General features: G+C 63.2%; 21 protein-coding genes. 12 read left to right on the plus strand and 9 right to left on the minus strand.

All coding sequences use genetic code 11. The features are described from left to right. The first annotated feature begins 8 nt into the window (after positions 1-8). From F3W81_RS18230 to F3W81_RS18250, 5 genes are all read left to right on the plus strand, one after another. Positions 9-743 (plus strand): hypothetical protein, encoded by a 735-nt coding sequence (locus F3W81_RS18230; protein WP_193080821.1) that lies wholly within the window; start codon positions 9-11, stop codon positions 741-743. Continuing rightward, positions 740-1,390, plus strand: a complete 651-nt coding sequence (locus F3W81_RS18235) for a hypothetical protein (RefSeq protein WP_193080823.1) — start codon at positions 740-742, stop codon at positions 1,388-1,390. The genes F3W81_RS18230 and F3W81_RS18235 overlap by 4 nt, the downstream gene beginning before the upstream one ends. A gap of 44 nt (positions 1,391-1,434) precedes the next feature. Continuing rightward, positions 1,435-3,873 (plus strand): ATP-dependent helicase HrpB, encoded by a 2,439-nt coding sequence (gene hrpB, locus F3W81_RS18240; protein WP_193080824.1) that lies wholly within the window; start codon positions 1,435-1,437, stop codon positions 3,871-3,873. A gap of 204 nt (positions 3,874-4,077) precedes the next feature. Further along, positions 4,078-4,368: a 50S ribosomal protein L28 gene (rpmB, locus tag F3W81_RS18245; protein ID WP_193080826.1), complete on the plus strand. Its 291-nt coding sequence runs from the start codon at positions 4,078-4,080 to the stop codon at positions 4,366-4,368. A gap of 331 nt (positions 4,369-4,699) precedes the next feature. Next, entirely contained in the window at positions 4,700-5,254 is a 555-nt protein-coding gene (locus tag F3W81_RS18250) for a copper chaperone PCu(A)C (protein ID WP_193080828.1), read from the plus strand. Positions 5,255-5,261: 7 nt separating this feature from the next. Here F3W81_RS18250 and F3W81_RS18255 read toward each other — a convergent pair whose 3' ends face one another. Next, positions 5,262-5,960, minus strand: coding sequence for an NAD-dependent deacylase (locus F3W81_RS18255; RefSeq protein ID WP_193080829.1), 699 nt, complete (start codon positions 5,958-5,960; stop codon positions 5,262-5,264). 101 nt (positions 5,961-6,061) lie between these two features. Between F3W81_RS18255 and F3W81_RS18260 the strand changes: the two genes are divergently transcribed. Beyond that, a complete protein-coding gene (locus tag F3W81_RS18260; protein ID WP_193080831.1) occupies positions 6,062-6,529 on the plus strand; it encodes a low molecular weight protein-tyrosine-phosphatase in 468 nt (155 codons plus the stop codon). A gap of 1 nt (position 6,530) precedes the next feature. Here F3W81_RS18260 and F3W81_RS18265 read toward each other — a convergent pair whose 3' ends face one another. Next, entirely contained in the window at positions 6,531-6,836 is a 306-nt protein-coding gene (locus F3W81_RS18265) for a hypothetical protein (RefSeq protein ID WP_226941741.1), read from the minus strand. Positions 6,837-7,143: 307 nt separating this feature from the next. Here F3W81_RS18265 and F3W81_RS18270 point away from each other — a divergent pair, with 307 nt between their 5' ends. Next, positions 7,144-8,271: a Hint domain-containing protein gene (locus F3W81_RS18270; protein ID WP_193080833.1), complete on the plus strand. Its 1,128-nt coding sequence runs from the start codon at positions 7,144-7,146 to the stop codon at positions 8,269-8,271. A gap of 71 nt (positions 8,272-8,342) precedes the next feature. Here the strand turns inward: F3W81_RS18270 and F3W81_RS18275 are convergent, their stop codons facing one another. Then, entirely contained in the window at positions 8,343-9,125 is a 783-nt protein-coding gene (locus F3W81_RS18275) for an MBL fold metallo-hydrolase (RefSeq protein WP_193080835.1), read from the minus strand. Between the two features lie 300 nt (positions 9,126-9,425). On the opposite strand from F3W81_RS18275, the gene lepA reads away from it, so the two are divergent. From lepA to F3W81_RS18290, 3 genes are all read left to right on the plus strand, one after another. After that, positions 9,426-11,225: a translation elongation factor 4 gene (gene lepA, locus F3W81_RS18280; protein ID WP_193080837.1), complete on the plus strand. Its 1,800-nt coding sequence runs from the start codon at positions 9,426-9,428 to the stop codon at positions 11,223-11,225. Beyond that, positions 11,222-12,316, plus strand: a complete 1,095-nt coding sequence (locus F3W81_RS18285; RefSeq protein ID WP_193080838.1) for a hypothetical protein — start codon at positions 11,222-11,224, stop codon at positions 12,314-12,316. The genes lepA and F3W81_RS18285 overlap by 4 nt, the downstream gene beginning before the upstream one ends. Before the next feature lie 1,065 nt (positions 12,317-13,381). Continuing rightward, on the plus strand, positions 13,382-17,578 hold the full coding sequence (locus F3W81_RS18290; protein ID WP_193080840.1) for a rhamnan synthesis F family protein: 4,197 nt from the start codon (positions 13,382-13,384) through the stop codon (positions 17,576-17,578). Positions 17,579-17,764: 186 nt separating this feature from the next. On the opposite strand, the gene F3W81_RS18295 is transcribed toward F3W81_RS18290, so the two are convergent. Next, positions 17,765-18,016, minus strand: a complete 252-nt coding sequence (locus F3W81_RS18295) for a WGR domain-containing protein (protein WP_193080841.1) — start codon at positions 18,014-18,016, stop codon at positions 17,765-17,767. Positions 18,017-18,640: 624 nt separating this feature from the next. Continuing rightward, complete coding sequence (locus F3W81_RS18300) at positions 18,641-18,778, minus strand: entericidin A/B family lipoprotein (RefSeq protein ID WP_193080843.1); 138 nt, start codon at positions 18,776-18,778, stop codon at positions 18,641-18,643. Positions 18,779-18,929: 151 nt separating this feature from the next. Between F3W81_RS18300 and F3W81_RS18305 the strand changes: the two genes are divergently transcribed. After that, a complete protein-coding gene (locus F3W81_RS18305) occupies positions 18,930-19,427 on the plus strand; it encodes a cytochrome b (protein WP_193080845.1) in 498 nt (165 codons plus the stop codon). A 42-nt stretch (positions 19,428-19,469) separates the two neighbouring features. Here F3W81_RS18305 and F3W81_RS18310 read toward each other — a convergent pair whose 3' ends face one another. Next, entirely contained in the window at positions 19,470-20,231 is a 762-nt protein-coding gene (locus F3W81_RS18310) for an alpha/beta fold hydrolase (protein WP_193084024.1), read from the minus strand. Between F3W81_RS18310 and F3W81_RS18315 the strand changes: the two genes are divergently transcribed. Then, positions 20,211-20,720, plus strand: a complete 510-nt coding sequence (locus F3W81_RS18315; RefSeq protein WP_193080847.1) for a hypothetical protein — start codon at positions 20,211-20,213, stop codon at positions 20,718-20,720. The genes F3W81_RS18310 and F3W81_RS18315 overlap by 21 nt on opposite strands. On the opposite strand, the gene F3W81_RS18320 is transcribed toward F3W81_RS18315, so the two are convergent. From F3W81_RS18320 to F3W81_RS18330, 3 genes are all read right to left on the minus strand, one after another. Continuing rightward, on the minus strand, positions 20,659-21,567 hold the full coding sequence (locus tag F3W81_RS18320) for a DUF817 domain-containing protein (RefSeq protein WP_226941742.1): 909 nt from the start codon (positions 21,565-21,567) through the stop codon (positions 20,659-20,661). The genes F3W81_RS18315 and F3W81_RS18320 overlap by 62 nt on opposite strands. An 81-nt stretch (positions 21,568-21,648) precedes the next feature. Then, the gene (locus F3W81_RS18325) at positions 21,649-22,092 is read right to left on the minus strand and encodes a MaoC family dehydratase (protein WP_193080850.1); all 444 of its coding nucleotides are present in this window, start codon (positions 22,090-22,092) and stop codon (positions 21,649-21,651) included. 99 nt (positions 22,093-22,191) lie between these two features. Further along, complete coding sequence (locus F3W81_RS18330; protein ID WP_193080852.1) at positions 22,192-23,064, minus strand: TIGR01459 family HAD-type hydrolase; 873 nt, start codon at positions 23,062-23,064, stop codon at positions 22,192-22,194. Between the last annotated feature and the right edge of the window lie 195 nt (positions 23,065-23,259).

Consider the following 23,259-nt stretch of genomic DNA (forward strand, 5'->3'; position numbering starts at 1 on the left):
TTGATGACATGCTGAACGCCATTCTGCACGCCAAGTCCGGCCGCCACGGCGAGGCCGAGGCGCGCACGCCCTGGCGCGAGACGTTTCGCGACAGTGAGGATTTCATCACCGCGACGCTGTTCGAGCGGCTCTCCTATCTCTCCGGCCCCACGGCCATGTCGATTCTGGCCGAGGCGACGCGGCGGGACGCGGGCGGCGACGGTGCCAAGCTGTTCGGCTGGCGCATGGCGGAAATCACCGAGATCGCGTTCTGGCCTCTGTGGGAGGATCCCTTGCCCGAGGCATGGCGCAAGGAACCGGACGTCTTTCTGACCTTGCGGGTGGGCGATCCGCAGCAGGTGATCCACCTGATTGTCGAGGCCAAGCGCGGCGGCGCTCCGCAGTTGCAGGAGCAGTGGTGCAATCAGTTGCGCTGTTACAACGACCTCAGGCATGAGGATGCCTCGCCCGATCTGGTTGGCTACCTTGCCATCGGTGGACACGTGCCGGACCCAACAGCCTATCGGGGCGCGGGCCTGAAACAGCGCCCGGACACGCTCTTCGCGATTGCAGGCTGGGAGGATATGGCGCGTGGCGTGGCGCAGGCGCTTGATACATCTGCCCCGGCGGAGGCGCGCATCCTGAAGGACATGCAGGAGGCGCTGACGCTGTTCGGATACCTGCATGTCAAATTCGAAGACACCCTGAAACACATGGCCGAGGTCGATGCCCGCGCCGTCACAAGCTTTGGAGCCTGGACATGAGCGATCTCGACTGGGGGCACTCACTGGCCAATGTGCGCAAAGCCTACCGCGTCGTTGCCGCCTATCAGCAGCGCGTGCAGGCGATGATGAAGATCGCGGGGCGTGAATTCGAGCCGTTGGAGTTTGCTGATTGGATGGCAACGGATCACGGGATGCCACCACCGCGCAATAAGAATCCCATGTGGAACTGGGTCTGGGATCTTTTGCCGATGAATTGCTGTTCTGTCCTCCTGAACTTAGAGGGTAAACGTATATGGGATATCAAGACGGGCGAATGCCTCGTCTTCTGCGTCTACATGTCGGACACCGCTTTCTGGGAGGCACGCCAGGCCCATCCCAGGGTTTCGCCAGACCCTGATCGGCTCGCCCCGGCCGAGGAGGCCACCACGTGCTTCCGAATGATGGCGTTCCAGTGGCTTGCGGACGACCGGACGGTGAATTGCATCAACGACTTCTGGAATGCGCGGCATCCTGAGAACATCGGTCTCACCCCAAAGACCAGCGCCGACGGCAGGTGGCAGGTCATGTTCGTTGAGGCAGACCTCGCGAACCTCGAAACCGAGGAGGCCTTCACCACCCATGTGCGCACTTTCCGCGACCATGTGAACACCGCCTTCCAGCTCGACAAACCCCTCGGCGCCGCCTGACGCTGCCAATGGACGCGCCCCTCCGGATCGGGGATAAGCGCGCCATGACACGTTTGCCCATCGATGATGCCCTGCCTGCGCTGATCGCCGCCCTCACAGCGCGCGGTCGCGCCGTGCTGCAGGCCCCACCCGGCGCGGGCAAGACGACCCGTGTGCCGCTCGCGATGCTGGACGCCGGGATCGGCGGGCAGGGACGCATCCTCATGCTTGAACCCCGCCGCCTTGCTGCGCGTGCCGCGGCCGAGCGGATGGCCGAGACGCTGGGCGAGGCGACCGGCCAGACCGTCGGCTACCGGGTGCGCGGCGAAAGCAAGGTCAGCAAAACCACCCGGATCGAAGTCGTGACCGAGGGCATCCTGACCCGGATGATCCAGTCCGACCCGGAGCTGACCGGCATCGGCGCGGTGATCTTCGACGAATTTCACGAACGCTCGCTGAACGCCGACCTCGGGCTGGCGCTGTGTCTTGAGATCGCGGGCGCGCTGCGCGAAGACCTCGTGCTGCTGGCAATGTCGGCGACGCTGGACGCGGGGCCTGTGGCGGAGCTCATGGGCGATGTGCCGGTCATCACCTCGGAGGGGCGGGCCTTTCCGGTCGACCTGATCCATGCCGAGGCGCCCCTGCCGAAGGGCCCCGCGCTCTGGGGCGCCATTGCCGCCCTTGTCGCCCGTGCGGCGCGTGACACCGACGGCGGCGTGCTGGTCTTCCTGCCGGGCGCGGGCGAGATTTCGCGGGTCGAGCGCGCGCTAACTGGCCAGCTGCCGCCCGATTGCACCATCCGCCCGCTCTATGGCGCGATGAAGTTTGCCGATCAGCAGGCCGCCCTGCGTCCACCTGAAAGGGGGCGCAACGTGGTGCTGGCGACGTCGATCGCGGAAACCTCGCTGACAATTCCGGCGGTGCGTGCCGTGGTCGATGCCGGCCAGTCCCGGCGGGCGCGCTTTGATCCCGGCTCTGGCATGTCGCGGCTGGTCACCGAAAAAGTCAGCCGGGCCGAGGCCGCGCAGCGCGCCGGGCGCGCGGGCCGCGTCGCGCCGGGCACCTGCTACCGCGCCTGGACGAAGGGAGAGGAGGGCGCCCTTGCCGCCTATCCCCCGGCCGAGATCGAGGCCGCTGACCTCGCCGGGCTGATGCTGGAGCTGGCGCTCTGGGGCGCGGCCCCCGATGCGCTGGCCTTCCTGACGCCGCCGCCCGAGGGGGCGCTGGGCGAGGCGCGCGCGCTGTTGCAGATGCTCGGCGCGCTGGATGCAACCGGCAGCATCACCACACATGGCCGTCGCCTTGCCGGGCTGCCGCTGCACCCGCGTCTGGCGCATATGCTGGCTGTGGCTGGGAAAGAGGCCGCGCCGCTCGCCGCCCTGCTGGCAGACCGCGATCCGATGTCGCGCGGCGCGCCTGTCGACCTTGGCCTGCGCCTGCGGGCCCTTGCGGGCGAGCGGGAGGAGCGCGCCGATGCGGGTGCCATCAACCGCATCCGCACTGAGGCCAAGCGCCTTGCCCGCGATGTGCCGCCCCTTGGCCAGATCGGTCAGCGCCTCGGCGCGGCAGAGATGGCCGCGCTTGCCTACCCCGACCGTATCGGCCTGCGCCGCCCCGGCGATGCGCCGCGCTATCTGCTCTCGGGCGGCAAGGGGGCCGTGCTGGCGGCGGAAGACCCGCTGGCGGGTGCGCGCCTGATCGTGGCCACCGACCTCGATGGCGATCCCAGAGAGGCGCGCATCCGTCAGGCCGCCCAGATCAGCGAGGGCGAGATTCGCGCCCTCTTCTCTGACCAGATCCGCCCGGTGCGCCTGTGCGAATGGTCCCGGCGCGAGCGTCGCGTCATCGCCCGCCAGCAGGAACGCCTCGGCGCGATTCCCCTCAGCGACATCGCCTGGAAGGACGCCCCGGCGGAGGACATCGCCCACGCCATGCTCGACGGTGTGCGCGAGCTCGGGTTGCAACCCAACGGCCCCTCGCGGCTGTTCCTGTCGCGTGTCAGGCTGGTCGGCGCGCAGCACCCGCTGCCTGATTTCTCCGACACCTCTCTTATGGAAGGGATCGAGGACTGGCTGCTGCCGCATCTCTCCGGCGTCCGCTCGGCGGGCGACTGGAAGGGGTTTGACCTGCTGCCCGCCCTGCGCGCCCGCCTCGACTGGAACCAGCAGCAACTCGTGGATACCGAGGCTCCGGGCCATTTCCTGACCCCTCTGGGCCGTCGAATCGCCATCGACTACGGCGGAGAGGCCCCCGCCATCGCCCTGCGCCTGCAAGAGATGTTCGGCCAGATCCGCCACCCACAGGTCGCCGGGCGGCCCCTTGTCGTCACGCTGCTGTCGCCTGCGGGGCGCCCGGTGCAGGTGACGCAGGACATCCCCGGCTTCTGGACCTCCTCCTATCCGGACGTGAGGAAGGACATGCGCGGGCGCTACCCCCGGCACCCTTGGCCCGAGGATCCGCGCGAAGCGGATCCGACATTGCGCGTAAAGCGCAAAGGGACGTAGTGGATCCGCGCGAAGGCACGGTATGGATTCGCTCAGGTTATGAGGAAACCACCACTCTTGCCCGAGCAGAGTCTGGCTTAAGGCTTGACCTCACCGCCAACCGGGCCTAAAGACGCGCAACGAGTTTCAGGGCGCCGTAGCACGCGGTGCCTGTTTCTATTGAACGGGGCGCGACCCGCCCTTCTGATCAGACGAGGATATACCATGTCGCGCCGCTGCGAACTGACCGGTAAAGGCCCAATGAGTGGCAACAATGTCAGCCATGCCAACAACAAAACCCGCCGCCGTTTTCTGCCGAACCTGAACGACGTTTCTCTGCGTTCGGAAGCACTTGGCCGCACCATCAAGCTCAAGATCTCCGCAAGCGCCCTGCGCTCGGTCGATCACCGCGGTGGCCTGGACAAGTTCCTGGCCAAGGCGAAAGACATTGAGCTTTCGGACAACGCTCTGAAAGTTAAAAAAGAAATCGCGAAACTCCAAGCCGTTCAGGCCTGATTCTTCGCGACGTTTCAGCTATGCAGCCCCGCCCCTCTTTGGCGGGGCTCTTGCGTTTTTAGGGGCCTGATCCGCTGAGGCAGGTCCGCACGCTGCGGCGCCCTCTCCGCCGCCCCTGACCCCGGCAGACCGCTACAAAACGCCCCGCAGCCCGTCTTCGCGGACTGTTCGAATTTGATCGGTGTTGGCCTGCATATCGTGCCACGGTCTGCCACGCGGGCCCCTGTCTGGCGAATCGGGCGACGGGACCGCTCTGCAGGATGCGTCTGGCCGCACGCATCCCGGCATTTTATCCGAGCCCCGGCCTGATGTCGTTTCGCAGGAGGTACCGTTGTTCAGATCCCAAGTGCTCATCCTTCTCCTTGGCCTTTTCCCCGCCGTCGCGCAGGCGGATATCCTGATCGAGGATGCCTATGCCCGCGCCGCCAGCCCGGCCGCCACCTCGGGGACGGTTTACATGACGCTGCGCAACACCGGCCCGCAGACGGATCACCTGATCAGCGCCCGTAGCCCCATCGCCGCCAAGGCCGTGCTGCACCGGAATATCGAAGACGCCGATGGCATGATGCGGATGATCGCCGTCACCGATGGCCTCGACATCGATGTCGGCTGCGCCGCCCGGCTGGAGCGTGGCGGGGATCATCTGATGTTCATGGGGCTGACAGCGGAAATGACCCAAGGCAGCCACTTTCCCCTGACGCTCAGCTTTGAAAAGGCCGGCGATATCACCATCGACGTGCCCGTCGACATGACGCATGTGCCCGGAGCCGTGGTGATTTCCGGCCATGTGAACCATGATCACAGCGGTATGGATGACACCGCCACGTCCCATGAGGCGATGCATCAGCACAATACGCAGATGTGCGCGATGAAGATCGCCGACTGAGGGCGGCTCAGCCGACCTCGGCCAGCATCTCCGCCACCCAAAGCGGCACCAGATCGCTGGCGCGACCCTGCCGGGCCTCGGCAAAGGCACTGCGCCCGGCCGAAGCTTCCAGATTGAGCTCCAGCGTATGCGCACCCGCCGCGTCGGCCTGCCGCACGAATCCCGCCGCCGGATAGACCTGCCCCGAGGTGCCGATGGCGACGAAATAGCTGCACGCCTCCAGCTGCGTCAGGATCTCGTCCATGTGATAGGGCATCTCTCCGAACCAGACGATATCGGGGCGCGCCCTCTTGGTGCCGCAGGCCGGGCAGGGGTGCGCCACGGCCATTTCCGCCGGTGCCTCCCAGCGATGACCACAGGCCGGGCACAGCGCTCCGCTCAGCGCCCCATGCATATGCAGCACGCCGGTCGAGCCCGCAGCCTCGTGCAGCCCGTCGACATTCTGGGTGATCAGGGTGACGCTTCCGGGATACTCTGCCTGCAGGCGCGCCAGTGCGATATGGGCGGGGTTCGGCGTGGCCTCGGCCGCCGCGGCGCGGCGGGCGTTGTAGAAGCGCTGCACCAGCGCCGGGTCACGGGCGAATCCTTCGGGCGAGGCGACGTCTTCGATGCGGTGCTGTTCCCATAGCCCTCCGGCATCGCGAAAGGTGCCGAGGCCGCTTTCGGCGGAAATGCCTGCCCCTGTCAGGATGACGATCTTTTCCATGGCCGGTTCTCCTGTTGTGGCGACTGCTGTCTGGCGCGGACCTTTTCCTCGGCCTGCGCGGGGGGTAGACTCGGCCCCGAACCTGCACGATCGGGGCCGCAATGACCACGTCCATCCTGTTTGTCTGTCTCGGGAATATCTGCCGCTCGCCCTCAGCCGAGGGGGTGGCGCGAAAAATGGCACCGGATCTGGTGCCCGACAGCGCCGGGACCGGCGGCTGGCACGCGGGCGAGGCGCCCTATGCCCCGATGCAGGCCGCAGCACTGGCGCGCGGCTACGATCTGTCGGACCTCTGGGCACGGCAGTTCCGCCGCGCTGATTTTACAAAATTCTCGCTGATTCTTGCGATGGATCGCAGCAATCTGGCGGATATCGAGGCGCAGCGCCCTGAGGGCAATGCCACCCCGCTGCGCCTGTTCACCGACTACCTTGGCCCCGAGAGCGCGCATTTCGGCACGCTCGACGTGCCCGATCCCTGGTACATGCGCGATTTCGACGCCACGCTGGACCTGATCGAGGCCTGCACCCGCGCGCTGCTGGCCGATCTGGGGCAGAGCGCGCGCGACTAGATCAGGAGCACATGGCCTGTGCAGCCTGACCGAAGCTGCTGTATTTGTCCCAGAAGGCGTTGTCCTTGGCGGTCTTGGACATCTTCACGTCCTGCGCCTTCTGCGGTTCCTTGATGATCTTGGCGGCAAGGCGCTGGTCGCTCTTGTTCAGCGTCATGTCGGCGACCTGCTGGATGCAGACGCAGAGCCGCTGGCTGCTCTTGCTGCCGGTCCCGAGGCAGGCCTGGCTGATGGGGCCTGCGCTGAGCGCGCTGCCTGTAAACATCGCGCAAACGGCCAGTGCCGCAATCGGAAGTGATCTGATCATTGTCGTTGCCTTCTGTCCCGTGCCGCTGTGCAGGTTTTGCCTGTCTGACGCGGCTGACGATTCCCGTCCACGCAGGATTTATGACAGAATTTGGACGGGATTTGGGTTAATGCTGCCATATTCCTGCAAGCGTGAGCAAAAAACTGCCGATACCCACAGCGCCGCCGAAGCAGGGCGCATCTCACCGGGAAACGCCCGTCCGCACGCTGCTCAAAACGCATTTTTTGCGCCCGTTCAGGCGGTGTTAACTGTGGTGGCGCAACGATCCCGGCTCAGCTGCTCCGCCCTTCAGTTTCCGGTAGATGTCATGGCAACGATCACACTCACGCTGCGGGGCAATCAGATTGCCACCTACACGATGTTCAGGGGCGACGGGAACGGTGCGGACCGCGCGGTCGAGGTGCAGGGCGTCACGGCGATCGGCAGCGCGTCGCAGACGTTCACCGTCTTCATCGAACAGGTGAACCCCGGCGCGACGCAGTTTCAGAACGGGCAGTTCGTCACGATCTTCGATTCCAGCGGCGCGGTGGTGATGCCGCGCGCTGGCGTCAATCCGGACGCCGAACAGGGGCTCGCGGGCGGCGACGCGCATATGCTGTTTCTGTCGCGCAAGTTTTTCATCAACCTCGCCGGGGTGCCGGTCGGCCCGGAAACGGTTGTGCTGCGGCACGCGGACGAGGCCGGGGACACCGGCATCGGCGACAATGACGGAGAGTTCGACTGGGACGATGTGCCCGCCTTTGTCTGTATCGCCAGCGGCAGCCTGATCCGCCGCGCCACCGGCGCCGATATCGCGGTCGAGGATGTGTCTCCGGGCGATTGGCTGTCCTGTGCCGACGGGCAGGCGCGCCGCGTGCTCTGGGTCGGGCACGGGCGCATCGATCTGACCCGCGCCGAGAGCGCCCTGCAGAAGCCGGTCCTGCTGCCGAAGGGCTGTCTGGGCCCGGGCCGTCCGGCGCGCGATCTGGTGCTGTCGCCGCAGCACAGGGTGCTGCTGCAGGGACCGGAGGTGCGGGCCCTGTTTGACACGGATCAGGTGCTGGCCCCGGCGCGCGGCCTGCTGGCGCTGCCCGGTGTGCGGGTGTTGCAGGGGCGCCGCGCGGTGATCTATGTCTCCGTGCTGCTGGAGTGCCATGCCGTGCTGCTGGCCGAAGGCGCCCCGGTCGAGAGTTTCTATCCAGGGGCCGAGGGCATGAAGGTCCTGACGCCTGCGCTGCGTGATGCCCTGTGGCGCGTCCTGCCGGGGCTGGCCGGGGGCGATGTGGCGCAAGCCTATGGCCCGCCCGCCGCCCGCCTGCTGCGCGTCGCCGAGGCGCGAAAGCTCGCCCTGCGTCTGGCGCAGGCGCAGCGTCGGGGCAGGCGTCCCGACGTGGCCTTGCCGATGCCGCGCCGCTCCGGCGCGCGATTTGAGCCGGTGTTGCACCAAAGCCCCTAGCGCCGCGCCAACGCAAAACGCCCGCAGCCGGGCGGCCACGGGCGTGTGTTCAGGTCAGCCGGTCTGTCATGTCAGCTCGTGTACCAAGGGCCCATCACGACCTCAGTCTCAGCGCCGCTTTCGGCAAGGAGGCTGGCAAACTTCTGCGGATCGCTGTCGCGGTAGTGGTAGGGGTAGACCACCTTGGGCGCAAAGGCGGCGACGCCATCGGCGGCCTGCTCCTCTGTCATCGTATAGGGCAGGTTGAAGGGCACGAAGGCGATGTCGATATCGCTGAGCGCCTTCATCTCGGGCGTGTTCTCGGTGTCGCCGGCGATGTAGATGCGCAGCCCGCCGACCTCCAGGATATAGCCGTTGTCGCGGCCCTGCGGGTGATATTCGAGCCGCTCAGGTGTCATGTTATAGGCCGGGATCGCTTCGATCGGCATGTCCATCAGCGTGCCGCTGTCGCCGTTCGCCATCACGGTGTTGGTCGCCTGCATCTCCTGGGGGAGCTGTTCGCCGACGGTGGGGTTGGTGATCATCGGCACCGGAGCGCCCGCCCGCGTGACCAGCCCGGCGAGGGTCTCGGGGTCGAAGTGGTCGCCATGGTGGTGGGTGATCAGGATGAAATCGGCGGGCGGCAGGGCGGCATAGGCCTCGGCGCCGCCGACGGGGTCGACATAGATCGCACCGGCCGGGGTGACCATGACGAAGCTGGCGTGCTGCACCGGGTGGACCGAGACAGTGTCGCCCGCGTCGGTCTTGTAGATATCGCCGGTGAGGTTCTGCGCCATGGCTGCAAAGGGGCGCAAGAGGGTCGTGGCGGCCCCAGCAGCGGCGGCGCTGGTCAGAAAGGTTCTGCGCTGGATCATTGTCGTCTCTCCCATGGTTGTTGCGCGTGAAGGTAGCGCAACTGGGAGAGGGGTCACTTCACGAAGCTGTCAGGGAAGGGGGGGCGCTGCCCCCTTGGGCCCCGTGCCGGGCCCAATTCCCCCGAAGTATTTGGGGCAAGATGACAGGGAGGGGGCGCGGTGACCCGGGGGCTGGGTGGACCCTTGGCCGGGCGGACGGTGTGGCGGGTTTGGGTCGGGGGGCGGGGAATTCGGGTTGCGCGGGGGCGATGCGCAACAGAGCTTGCCAAAGCCCTGTTTCCCTAGCATATGCTGGCGACCATGACCGAGCTTTCGCACATCCGCAACTTCTCCATCGTCGCCCATATCGACCACGGGAAATCCACCCTGGCCGACCGGCTGATTCAATCCACCAACACCGTGGCTGCGCGCGATATGAAAGCGCAGCTTCTGGATGCCATGGATATCGAACGCGAACGCGGCATCACCATCAAGGCCAACACCGTTCGCATCGAATACAAGGCCGATGATGGCGAGACCTATATTCTCAACCTGATCGACACCCCCGGTCACGTCGACTTTGCCTATGAGGTCTCCCGCTCCATGCGCGCGGTTGAAGGCTCTCTTCTGGTGGTCGATTCGACGCAAGGCGTCGAGGCGCAGACCCTCGCCAACGTCTATCAGGCAATCGATGCCAACCACGAGATCGTGCCGGTCCTGAACAAGATCGACCTGCCCGCCGCCGATTGCGCGCGCGTTGCCGAGCAGATCGAGGATGTCATCGGCATCGATGCCTCCAACGCGCTGCAGGTGTCGGCCAAATCCGGCATCGGCATCCATGAGACGCTTGAGGCTATCGTCACCCGTCTGCCCGCCCCCAAGGGCGACGTCACCAAGCCGCTGACCGCGATGCTGGTCGACAGCTGGTATGACGCCTATCTCGGCGTTGTCGTGCTGGTGCGCATCATGGACGGGCTGCTGAAAAAGGGCGACCGCGTCAAGATGATGCAGAACGGCTCGATCCACGTTGTCGACCGCATCGGCGTGTTCCGCCCCGCCATGCAGGACGTCAAGGAGCTGGGGCCGGGCGAGATCGGCTTCATCACCGCGCAGATCAAGCAGGTCCGCGACACCCGCGTCGGCGACACCATCACCCACGAGAAGAAGGGCGTCGACAAGGCGCTGCCGGGCTTCAAACCCTCGCAGCCCGTGGTTTTCTGTGGCCTCTTCCCCGTTGACGCCGCCGAATTCGAAGACCTGCGCGACGCCATCGAAAAGCTCGCCCTCAACGACGCCTCCTTCAGCTACGAGATGGAGACATCGGCGGCGCTCGGGTTTGGCTTCCGCTGTGGCTTCCTCGGGCTCTTGCACCTTGAGGTGATCCGCGACCGGCTGGAGCGCGAGTATGACATCGACCTGATCACCACCGCGCCTTCGGTGATCTACCACGTCTACATGCGCGACGGCTCGATGACCGAGCTGCACAACCCCGCCGACATGCCCGACCTGACCCTGGTCGATCACATCGAGGAGCCGCGCATCAAGGCGACCATCCTCGTGCCCGACGAATACCTCGGCGATGTGCTCAAGCTTTGCCAGGACCGTCGCGGCATCCAGATGGATCTGACCTATGCCGGCACCCGCGCCATGGTCGTCTATGACCTGCCCCTGAACGAGGTGGTCTTTGACTTTTACGACCGTCTGAAATCGGTCACCAAGGGCTACGCCAGCTTTGACTACCACCTCATGGGCTACCGCGAGGATGCTCTGGTCAAGATGTCGATCCTGGTCAACGATGAGCCCGTCGACGCCCTGTCGATGATGGTGCATCGTGACCGGGCCGAGATGCGCGGCCGTGGCATGGTCGAAAAGCTGAAAGAGCTGATCCCGCGCCACATGTTCAAGATCCCGATTCAGGCGGCCATCGGCGGCAAGGTCATCGCGCGCGAGACCCTCTCGGCCATGCGCAAGGACGTGACGGCGAAATGCTACGGCGGCGACGCCACCCGGAAACGCAAGCTGCTGGACAAGCAGAAGGCGGGCAAGAAGAAGATGCGCCAGTTCGGGAAAGTGGATATTCCTCAGGAAGCGTTTATTAATGCGCTGAAGATGGATTCGTGAATGAAGCGCATTCAAATGAATTTGATTGCGTTTTTGTAATCGGCGCAGGGGCTAGTTATGAGTTTGGTCTTCCGACAGGGGGAGATCTTAAAGATCTGATTATTTCTACACTAGATGATCTTTTGAATCGTCAAGGTTTGGTCGATCAACTTTCTGACGCGATATTCTCTTCACTTGGACGCCATACTCAAGCTGATGAAAAGTTAGCGCGAGAGCAGTGCCGAGTAATTAGAGATGGCTTGGTGTTTTCGCCGTCAATTGATAACTTTCTACATCTTCATCGGGATAATGAGCTCTTGGTGAATATAGGGAAGTTAACAATTGCTTTCGTAATACTCGGTAGTGAGCGTTCTTCCACTCTGTATGTACAAAAAGACAATTGGCAGAAAGAATCTGTGCCACAATTCAGCAAGAAGGCTGATGGATTGCATCCAGCTTCGACATACTTGGGGAAAATCTTCGAAGATTTAACTGTTCTAAGGGGGTTTTCAGAATTTTGCGAACGATTAAACAGAATTTTATTTATATCGTTTAACTATGATCGTTGTATTTTAATGTTTATTTGCTTTGCCGCAAAGTTGTTGTACCCAGATGCACAGTATAAAGAGGATCAATTATTTGACAGCATTCACGTTCTGCATCCGTACGGCCACCTTGGTGAAATTTCTTCCCTCCACGACCTCAAAATAAAGTTTGGAGGCGGGCATCAGCTTAACTCTAATCATTTGTTAGCTGCATCAAAAGGCATTCGAACTTTTACTGAAGGGGTGTCTGAGGATAATGTCGCTCAAAGCATTGGAGAAGCTCTAAGTCATGCTAATCTTTTGGTGTTTCTTGGGTATGGATTTCTCGATCTGAATAACAAGATTTTGGCGCGCGCTGATTTTTCACAATCAATCAAAAGTGTTTTCTCGACTTGCTACATGGTTAGGAATCCCAAGCAAGACGAAATCGTTGAGTTTTTGGGTGGCAACTATCGCTCAGGTGTAGGTGCAGGTGGCAAGTACCGCCTCTCGGAGGCCATCGTTCAAAATAAGACCTGTAGCGACTTTGTTGAGGAGTGGCGGTCGAAATTTCGACAGCATTACTGACCCTTCGTCGAAAGTGTTTATCCAGGTTTTGATCTTTGAATTGGTCCGATTTTAGCGAGAAATTTGTCGGATGGGTGTTAGCCCGCGAGTCTACGCTTGCCTCCCCCGTTAACCCAATCCCAGCCCCAAAATCCGCACCGTTCAGATACCGTTCAAATACCGACGGGATACCGACGTTCCGATTTGGCCAAAACCCTTTCCTGGGTTCACGCGCGGATCTCACGAAATAGTCCCAACTTAAAGTAATCTCACATGCCGTTTGCGCGTACCCACATTGAACGCCGAACACCTCTGGAGACGTCCAAAAGCTGCCCCTCCGAGTCCCTCAGTCGTCATAACACACGCATGCCCTGAGGCCCTTCGTTGTATGGCTCCGCGCAGCCCCGTCGCGGCCCATGTGGTGCCCTTGGCTGCATGGGCACGCGGAGACGCCGAAACCAGAACGGCAGCGCACAGACCCGGTCGGGGAAGACGCCGCTTCGCATGGCCCGCCTTGGCGTCACGGTCGTGCAGCCGGCGCGGGATTTTCCGTTCATCCTCTTCGGGCTTTCCAGGACGGTTGATCGTCTGCCCGCGTGGTTTGCTCAAAACTCTGGCGACCTCCACCCGCTCCGCAAAGCCCTTTGTCAGGCCGCCAAAGCGGTGCCGGGCTTGGGGCGACGCAAAGCCCGGCACAGGAAGAGCGCAAGCACGCCGAAGGAGAGCAACGGGACTTGACGTAACATCGCGAGCGCGGGATAGGTCGCGATCTAGTCTGGGAATTGTAGGTGCCTGTGTAGAAAGAGGAAAAGGGATAAGCTTCTTCTCTGGTCTGGGTCATCTCGCAACACTGCACCAGCCCCTCTTGATCCGGTTGCTGGTACGTGATTGCCTCGTCGTTTGTCTCATTGCGAAAGAATTTTTGATATGCGTGTCAAGCCTAACTGCATCCTGGTCCTTGGAATGCACCGGTCCGGAACAAGCGCTTGCACACGTGTCCTGAGCCTTCTGGGTGCGGCTTTGCCCGACAGCCTGATGCCGAGCCATGAAACGAATGTGACTGGGTTCTGGGAGTCCCCCGCCTTCATGGACGTCAACGATGCCATGCTGGCCGAAGCGGGCAGCAGCTGGGATGACTGGACCGCCTTCGACGAGAGCGCGCTTGAGCCGGATCGGCTCGCGGCTTACGAGGCCCGGATCGCTCAGACGATACGGGCCGAACTGGGCAATGCGCCTGTGATCGTCCTGAAGGACCCGCGTATCGCGCGCTTTGTGCCGCTTTATCTGAGGGTACTGCAGTCCGAAGGCTTTGATGTCCGCTGCGTTCACATCACACGCAACCCCTGCGAGGTTGCTCAGTCGCTGGAAGACCGCGATGGTTTTTCGGCCGCGTTTTCGTCGCTTCTGTGGTTGCGCCACACGCTGGATGCCGAACAGGCGTCGCGCTCGTGTAACCGGATTTTCCTGACCTATCAGGGCCTTATGTCCGATGAGGGTGCCACGATCCGGCGTCTGGCCGAATGGGGCGCGGGGGTTGGCCTGTCATCGGCTCCGCAGTCTCTGCAGGCGGCATCCCGGCATCTTGAGAGTGGATTGCGTCACTTCGCCGATGGCGAGGCGCTGCTTGCTCAGGGGGGCGATGCTCTCTCGCAATTTCTGGCAACGACGTATACCACCGTGACGTCGCTAAGTGGCGATCCGATGCAGGCAGACGCGCTCGCCAAACTTGATGACTGTGCGGCAAGGCTGAACTGGGCAACCGAGCTGTGCGGACCGGCGTTTCACGCGCTGAACCAAAGACTGCGGCGGCAAGACGAGACCGACAGCACGCGTGTCACCGAGCTTGAAACAGCGCGGAGCGAAATCGAAGCGCTGCGTCAGGCACATGCCACCGAAATCGCCGCGACACTGAAGAACGCCGAAGCGCATGCCGCCGAACTGGCAGCGATGAAGACGCAAGTCCAAGCCCTTTGCGACACTCATGCGGCGCAGCTGGTGGCCGCACAACAGGACGCCGAAACCTCGGCTGCAATCCATGCGTCTGAGCTGGCCGCAGCACAGGGCGAACAGGAGGTTCTGCGCCGCAGGTTCGCTGCCGAACTGACAGCCGCGCGCAGTGAAACCGAAACCATGCGCCGGGTGGCGAGCAAATTCCTGCGCAGCCCACTGGTGCCTCTGGCTGACATCATCCGCTATTACAGCGCGCTGAAAATGTCGAAACTGCTTGAAAATTCCAAGCCGGCTGCGTCACGTAAGTTCGCCCGTTCGGCGGCCAAGCGCGACCCAAAGCGGTTCATGACGCCCGGCGCCTCGGACACGGGCCTGACAGGCCTCCCGACCGAGGCAGGCGTCTCGGGCGGCGTGATCGACTCCGCCTATGGTGCGCCGACGGTTCTGCTGCCCTTCGCCGCCTCCATGACCACACCGCGCCACCAGATGCGGATCGCGGTGGTGCTGCATGTCTATGCCCTTGAGCAGGCGGCAAAGTTCCGCGATGCGCTGAAAGCGCTTCAGGTGCCGTTCTCGCTGTTTATCTCGACCGACACCGAGGAAAAGGCGAACTCCCTGCGCAAGACCTTCGGCAATGGCCCGGCGCAAGAGACCGAGGTGCGCGTGATGCCCAACCGGGGCCGCGACATCGCCCCGAAACTGGTCGGGTTCGCCGATATCTACGACTCTCAGGACCTTGTCCTGTTCCTGCACGCCCAGACTTCGCAGCACACCACAGATGAGCTGAATGGATGGCGCGATCAGCAGCTCAAGTCCTTGCTGGGCTCTCGCCACACGGTGAACTCGGTCCTCTATGCCTTCTCGGTTGCGCCGGAACTGGGCATGGTGGCCCCGCCGAACCCTGCCGTGATCCGCAAGGACATGGACTGGTCGAACAATTACGAGGGCTGCCGGGCCCTGGCCGAACGCATGGGCATCACTCTGACGGCGGACAGCCCGCTGGACTTCCCCGCGGGGGCGATGTTCTGGGCGCGCCCCGCCGCGCTGCGGCCCCTGCTGGACGCCGGGATCACGCTGGAGGACTTCCCTGAGGAGGCCGGCCAGAAGGACTCACCCTTTGTCCACGCCGTCGAGCGGCTGTTCTTCTATTCCTGCGAAGCCGCTGGCCTGCGCTGGATCCATGCCGGCGCACCCGATCAGCTGGCGGATGCGGACATGCCGCTGGCCATCGAGAAAGGCTTCAATCTGGAATGGGCCCTGTCGGACCAGATGCCCGCGCTGATGCTGCCGGGGATCCGCCCGCGGCCCAAGCCCTTTGACAACCCCATCGCGCGGCTTGCCTCCGCCAAGGACGACTTCCGCGCCCATTGCAAGCAGGACCTCGCCCGCTTCCTGGCCAGCGATGCGCGTCTGGTTTTCGACGCGCCCGGCGATACCCCCAAGGTCAGCATCGCGCTGATCCTCTACAATCAGGCAGAGCTGACCTTTCATTGCCTGCAGTCGCTGCACCGCAATGCCGGGGTGCCGATCGAGATCATCCTGCTCGACAACGGGTCAAGCGATGACACCGGCGCGCTGCTCGATCGCCTCGATGGCGTCACCATCCTGCGCAACGGCGAGAACCTGCATTTCCTGCGGGGCGTCAACCGTGCCGCTCAGGAAGCGCATGGCGAGCATTTCCTGCTGCTCAACAACGACGCGCGGGTGCTGCCCGGTACCATTCCAAGCGCCGTCGCACGGCTGGAAGAGGACGAGAGCATCGGTGCCGTCGGCGGGCCGATCGTTCTGCTGGACGGATCTCTGCAAGAGGCCGGCAGCATCATCTTCAACAACGGCTCCTGCCTCGGCTACGGGCGCGGGCGCGACCCTGGCGACTCCGAGTTCCGCTTCCGCCGCGATGTCGACTATTGCTCCGGCGCCTTCCTGATGATGCGCCGCGCGGTCTGGGAAGAGCTCGGCGGCTTCGACGAGGCCTTTGCCCCGGCCTATTACGAAGAGACCGACCTCTGCATGCGGATCCGCGAAGGCGGCCGTCGCGTGGTTTATGATCCCGACGTCAAGATCGTGCATTTCGAATTTGGCAGCTCTTCGACCAGCGAGGCGGCGCTTGCGCTGCAACGGCGCAACGTCGACATCTTCCGCACCAAGCATGCCATGGCGCTTGCGAAGGGGCACCTGCCGGTGAGTGCCGCGCCCATCCGCGCCCGTCAGCGGCACGAGGGGATCCCGCGGTTGCTGGTGATCGATGACCGCGTTCCGATGCCCCACCTCGGGTCTGGCTTTCCGCGCGCGGCCCGCATGTTGAACGATATCGGCGCTGCGGGCTGGTCCGTGACGCTCTATTCCACGGCGGTGCCGTTCTTTTCCTGCGAAACTGCCTATCAGGTGATCCCGCGCACGACCGAGCTTCTGGTCGGCGGGCCGATCCTGCCGATGGTGGATTTCCTGCGCGACCGGATCGGGTGTTACGACGCCATTCTGGTCAGCCGCCCCCATAACATGGTCCGGTTCCGCCAGGCCGTGGCGCAAGTCCCGGGGTGGGAGCGCGTGCCCGTGCTCTACGATGCCGAGGCGATCTTTGCCGAGCGGGACGCGGCGCTGGCCCAGCTGGGCGGCGGCAAGGACTTCGACTATCAGACAGCCCTGCGCGACGAACTCGCCCTTGCCGAGGGCACGCAGACCGTATTCTCGGTTTCTCAGGCCGAGGCCGCGATCTTTGGGGCGCATGGCAACGACGATGTCCGCGTGCTTGGTCACGCGATGAAACCGCGCCCGCTGGGTGCGGGGCCAGAGGGGCGGCGCAACATGCTGTTCGTCGGCGCTCTGGATGATGACAACAGCCCCAACACGGATTCCCTGATCTGGTTCATCAACACCATCATGCCGCGTATCGATGCCGAACTTGGCACCGATTGGTCGCTGGATGTCGCCGGACGCTCGGGCGCGCGCGACCTGCGCGGACTGGCGAGCGACCGGGTGCGGATCCTCGGCAAGGTCGATGACCTCGATCCGCTCTATGCCCAGTCGCGTCTATTCATCGCTCCGACCCGCTATGCCGCGGGGATCCCGATGAAGGTGCATGAGGCGACCTCGGTCGGCTTGCCGACGGTGGCGACGGACCTGCTGACACAGCAGCTGGGCTGGACGCATGGGCAGGAACTGTTGAGCGCCGCCGATGCGGATGCCTTCGCCGCCTGCTGCGTGCAGCTCTACCGCGACGATGCGCTGTGGTCGCGGCTGCGGGCTGGCGGACTTGCCGCAATCGAGCGCGATTGCGACCCCGAACGTTTCGGTGCGGTTCTGGCCGGTGCCTTGTGGGACAACGTCAGCTGATCTCGCAACCCGGACGGCTTCGCGCGGCTATTCCGCCGTCGCGGAGCGCGGTGCGCAAGCGGTCTTGTTTCAAACGGTGACGTCAGTCGGCCCTGCCTGCGCGGTGTTCAATCCACGCCTTGGCAGGGTCGGCCGCCTTTGCGCACCCTTGCCGGTCCGGAAGGGGGCGGCCACCCGCTCTGCTGTTTAGACCTGATAGCCGCGGCGCGCTTTCTGACGCCGCAGATCAATAAGCGCATCGACTGCCACGCCCTCGTTCGCGAAGGTCTCCGCCCGCACCCGCCCAGCCTGTCCGATTCTGCCCGATTCCTGGATGAGTGTGCATCCTCCGAACAGATCGGGCTGCAGGGCCACCCGATAGAACCGGCGCGTGTTCTGGCCCGGATCGATCCGGGTCAGCCGCAACGTGGCGGGGAACAGTTCAAGCTGCGCAGTCATGCTCACATCCTTTCTGCGATTGCCTGTTCTTCCGGGCAGGGGGCATCGGCATCGATCACGGTTATGCTCTTTTGGTCATGGTACCGCCACCTTTGCAACATGTGCTGAGGCATGCCAGTCACCGTCGCGTTGAACCCCAAAGCCGTGAGCCCGGACCCTGTCACGCGTCGTCAATCTGTGAATGATGATCGCAGCGCTAGAGGGGGCACCCTTGCTTCGCGTGATCAGTCGGCCTCGCTGGTCGCCACATCGGTGAAGTGTGGCACGTAGCTCTAAGTGTGAGGCTGGTCCACGACCTGATACATCGGTTCGCAAGACAGCGTGAATGTGTCGCGTCGCTCTCGCAGAGCTCATAATCTGGCGGCCCCAAATTTAAGATCCCCACCGCAGGACCTCCATTAACCTTCTCGTCGCCCCGAAATCCGCACCGTTCAGATACCGTTCAAATACCGACGGGATACCGACATTCCGATTTGGCAAAAATCCCTGTTAACCAAGGCTCCGGCGCCCCCGACGCGCTCCTTTGACCAATCACCATGCGCGGGCACCTTTTACAGGCCCGCGCCATGCGAAAAGGGGCCGACCCTTCGGTCGACCCCTTGTCCGATGCCTGTTAAAGCGCCGTCACATCTGGGCTTGAGTTTTGTTCGCCTCAGTGGAAATCGTGCTGCCAGCTTTCTGGATATCTTGGCCTGCACCTTCAACCGTTTCGCACGCCGCGAGCGCGCTAAGTGCAACCATACAAAGCAAAATACGTTTCATTGGATCCTCCGGTTACATGTCTGTTAACCCAACGGCGACGGGGGGCATGAGGTTCCATCCCTCCGCATCATTCTCCTGCGCAATTTAATCCGACGGAGCCGCGCCACTTGTGCGTATAGTCATCGCAGCGCACAGCCAGAGGATCCGAGCCATGCAAACATCAATCAAACCAGCCAGTTACAGCCGCCTGCAGATTTACCTGCACTGGGCGGTGGTGCTGTTGATCGCCTATCAGTTCCTGTTCAGCGATGGCATGTCGCGCGCCTTTGGTCAGGTGCTCGACAACGTGGCCACCGCGACCTCGCTCGCCGCGACCAGCCATATCGTCATCGGCTTCACGGTGCTCGCCCTGACCCTGCTGCGCCTGCTGCTGCGTGCCACCCGTGGCGCCCCCGCGCACCCCGAGGCCGAGACGCCGCTGATGCGCCTTGCCGCGCGGATAACCCATTGGGGCATCTACGCTTTATTGGTTCTGGTGCCGCTCTCAGGCTCTGTCGCGTGGTACGCGAGCCTTGGTGTCGCGGGCGAGGCGCATGAGGTCTTCAAGACCCTGCTGCTGATCCTGATCGGGCTGCATGTTCTGGCGGCGCTGTTTCACCAGTTCGTGCTCAAGACCAACCTGATCGCGCGGATGAACCCGCACGGCTGAAAGCCTTGAAACGACAGTATAAGTTCGTCTGAAAGGCGCAGTTCAGAACGACAGGAACTGCGCCACGGCGGCCTCGAACTCACGCGGTTTTTCGGCGTGCAGCCAGTGGCCGGCCCCGGGAATCTTGGCGAATTTCGCCTCCGGGAACAGCTGCTTGATGCGCTCGCGGTACTCGGGTTTGACATAGTGGCTCTCCGCACCCGTCAGGAACAGGGTGGGGCCGTTGAAGGGGCCGGTCAGATCCTCGGGAAAGCTGAGGATCTTGGCCATCTCGGCCTCCAGCACGTCAAGGTTCAGGCGCCATTCCTTTGCCTGCACGTCCAACGATTGCGTGAAGAAGCTCTGTAGGGCCTTGTCGACGCCGGCCTTGGCCAACTGCTCCTCCGCGTCCGAACGGCGCGTCAGAGTGTCGAGGTCAACCTCCCGCATGGCATCAATAAATTCCTGCTGCGAGTGGCGATACGAGACGGGCGCGATGTCGGCGACGACCAGTTTCGCGAGCTTTTCAGGATCGCTCAGCGCCAGAGCCATTGCGGCCTTGCCGCCCATCGAATGGCCCAGAAGATGGCAGGCGCGCCCCTCGGCGGCGATCACCTCGGCCAGGTCGGCGGCCATCTCGGGATAGCCATGCGCGGGATCCTTGAACGAGGCGCCATGGTTGCGCATATCGACGGCAATCACCTGCCGCTCCGCCGCGAGGCGTTTTGCAATGACGCCCCAGTTGCGCCCGGAGCCGAACAGCCCATGGGCGATGACAAGAGGCGTGGCGTCGGCGGGGCCATCATGGCGGATCACGTTCAGCATGAGCAGATTGATAGCCAAGCGCGCTGCGCGAGGCCAGAGCAATCCGTCGCCGACCTGCCCTTGGAGCGGCGCGCGATCCACGTTAAAACCGTGCAGGTGAGTTGGGGAAAGCCGATGTTTGACGTTGATAAATTCCGTCGCGATGTTGAGAGAACCGAAGCTGCATTGCGCGCGAAATTCCACCGCGACAGTGGCGATCTGGCCAGCCTGATGCGCCACGCCGGGCGTCGCCTACCGCCTCGCGCGCATCGGGCCGCCGAAGAAATTGAACGCGCACAACAACTTGCCGGGCATCCGAAGCTGGCAAAGCAGCTTGATCAGGACAGTCTGAAGCAACCCTTCCGCCGGATCGATGCGGCGGTTGCGGCCTATGATGGCAAGGATCATCGCAAGGGGCTGCTCCTGGGAGTGTTGAGCAGCATGGCCTTTAATGTGCTGGTTTTTGTGGCGCTGCTGATTGCCTTTGCGCGCTGGCAGGGTCTGTTCTGAGGGAGGCTGGGCGGAAAGGCGCGCGTCTCAGCGCGCTGCGCATCACCAGCGTGACGGTGGTGAAGCTGACGAAGAACAACAGATACCACGCGCCCATCTTGGACAGCGACACCAGCTCGAAATGGCCCTGGCCTCGATAGGCCCATGTGCCTGTAAAGGTTCCGATATTCTCGGCAATCCAGAGCGCGAACGCGATGCCGAGCGCGGCGCAAGGGAAGGGCATCCAGAGCCACGTCCCGCCCATGCGAAACCACAGGCGCGTGCGCAGGAACAGCCCCAGAGAGGCGGCGAACAGCAGCAGCCGGATGTCGGGCAGATAGTGATGCGCGAAGAAGTTGACGTAGATCGCGATCGCCAGCAGCGTGCCCGCCCAGAACGGCGGATAGGGCGCGATCACGGCATCGAACAGGCGGATCATCCTGGCGATATAGCTGCCGAGTGACGCATACATGAACCCGGTGAACAGCGGCACATCGAACAGCTTCAGTACACCCGGCTCGGGATAGCCCCAGCTGCCGGCATGGACCTTGAACCATTCCATCACGGTGCCGGTGATATGGAACAGCAGGATGACCTTCGCCTCCTCCCATGTCTCCAGCCTGAAGGCGATCAGCAGGACCTGCGTCAGCACAGCGATGATCACCAGAGCGTCATAGCGGGCAAGCGGCCAGTCCGGGCTCCAGATGGCGCGGGTCAGCAGGATCGCGCCGAGGATGATCAGGGCGAAGAGGGCGGCCCAGAGCTGTCGCGCGATAAAGATGGCACAACCGGCAAGGCGGCGCGGCAGGTGGCGTTTCAGCCATCCTTCAAGGTGCAGTTCCGCAGAGTGATCGGCCATATCTTTCATGGCCGGGGTTGTCGCGTGAAAGGCCGGGGCTGTCCAGTGACATGACCGCGGGTGGCTTCGTTTCGAGGTGCTTGGCGAGGGTCAGTCGAACTTGCGCGACGGAGCCAGCACCGTTGCCTCGCCGATCAGCACCTTCTTGCCATTCACCAGACAGCGGCAATCCAGCTGCACGCGACGTTTGCCGTGATCGATGGCGATCACCTCAACCTCGGCAGTCACGACGTCTCCGGGCCGCACGGGAGCGAGAAATTTCAGCGTCTGGCCCATGTAAACGGTGCCGTGGCCGGGCAGCTGCTCGCCGATCACAGCCGAGATCAGACCCGCTGTCAGCATGCCGTGGGCGATCCGCCCTTCAAAGATGGTATCCTGAGCATAGGCGTCGTCGAGGTGGACAGGGTTTCGGTCCGTTGAGACCTGCGCAAACATCTCGATGTCGTCATCGGTGATCTGTTTGCGCAGGTGGCGGGTCATGCCCATTTCGATATCTTCGATGCAGATCGTGCCGCGCGGGAAGTTGTCCAACATGTGACCCTCCATCAGTCGCAAGGTAATATTGCGGCGATTCAAGTGTCGCCTGCGAAACAATATTACTTCGCGACCGCAGAAAGCAAGTCCGTTCTGAACCTAGCGCAGTTTGCCAATCGCATAGGTCGGGGTCATTTTCTCTTTCTCGATGAACGCGTTGAGGGCATCTGCCTCGGGCTGGTCGGTGGTTTTTGTTTCTTCCGCCGCCAGGCCACCGGTGATGAACAGGGAATCGATACCCTCGCCCAGAGCGCCCTGAATATCGGTGTGGATGCCGTCGCCAATGGCGAGGATGCGCCTGTCGGAGATATCCTTGCCCAGCTTGTTCAGGCGCAGCCGCGCGAGGTCGTAGATCGGGGGATGCGGTTTGCCGAAATAGAGGCTTTCCCCGCCCATTTCGGAATAGAGCTTGGCCACCGCGCCGGCGCACCATTCGCGGTGATCGCCACGGTCGACGACGATATCGGGATTGGCGCAGAGCAGCTTGAGGCCCATGGTCTTGGCCAGCAACAGCTGCGGGCGCAGAACGCTCGGGTCGGCGTCAGCATCGAAGGGGCCGGTGCAGACGATACCTTCAGCGTCCTCGAGTGCGACGCGCTCGATGTGCTGGGGATTATCAAGCGCTTGCAGGGGGGCGAAGAATGGCGCGTCATGCGGTTCGCCGATGTGAAAAACGCGGTGGCCGACGATGCCCTGGAACATGGCCGAGCGTGCAGAGTCGCCCGAGGTCGCGATGGTGTCCCAGGCGTCGGTCGGCACGCCGAAACCGTCGAGCTGGGTGCGCACCTGTGCGCGCGGCCGAGGAGAGTTGGTCACCAGAACCACGGTGACGCCGGTTTTGCGCACGGCCTGCAGGGCGGCGACGGCGTCGGGCAGGGCGGTGACGCCATCGTGCACGCAGCCCCAGAGATCGACGAACATGGCGTCGTAGTCTGCGGAAATCTCGGCGAGAGAGGAAACGATCTGGGTCATGGCGGGCACTCCGGAAATTGTCGAACGGGCAGGTCTTTATGCTGCCGTTATGGTGGCGGCATCATGTCGGTTTTGCAGCGCAGCAATCGGCGCCGCCGTCGGCCAAGGTATGACGGATGCGCAGGCGCGCGACCAGAGGAAGTTGCTGGTGGAGGGTGCGCCCGGAATGGCAGACGTAGCGCCGGGTCGGAATGG

The sequence above is a fragment of the Pseudooceanicola spongiae genome (assembly GCF_014899185.1).
GTDB lineage: Bacteria > Pseudomonadota > Alphaproteobacteria > Rhodobacterales > Rhodobacteraceae > Pseudooceanicola > Pseudooceanicola spongiae.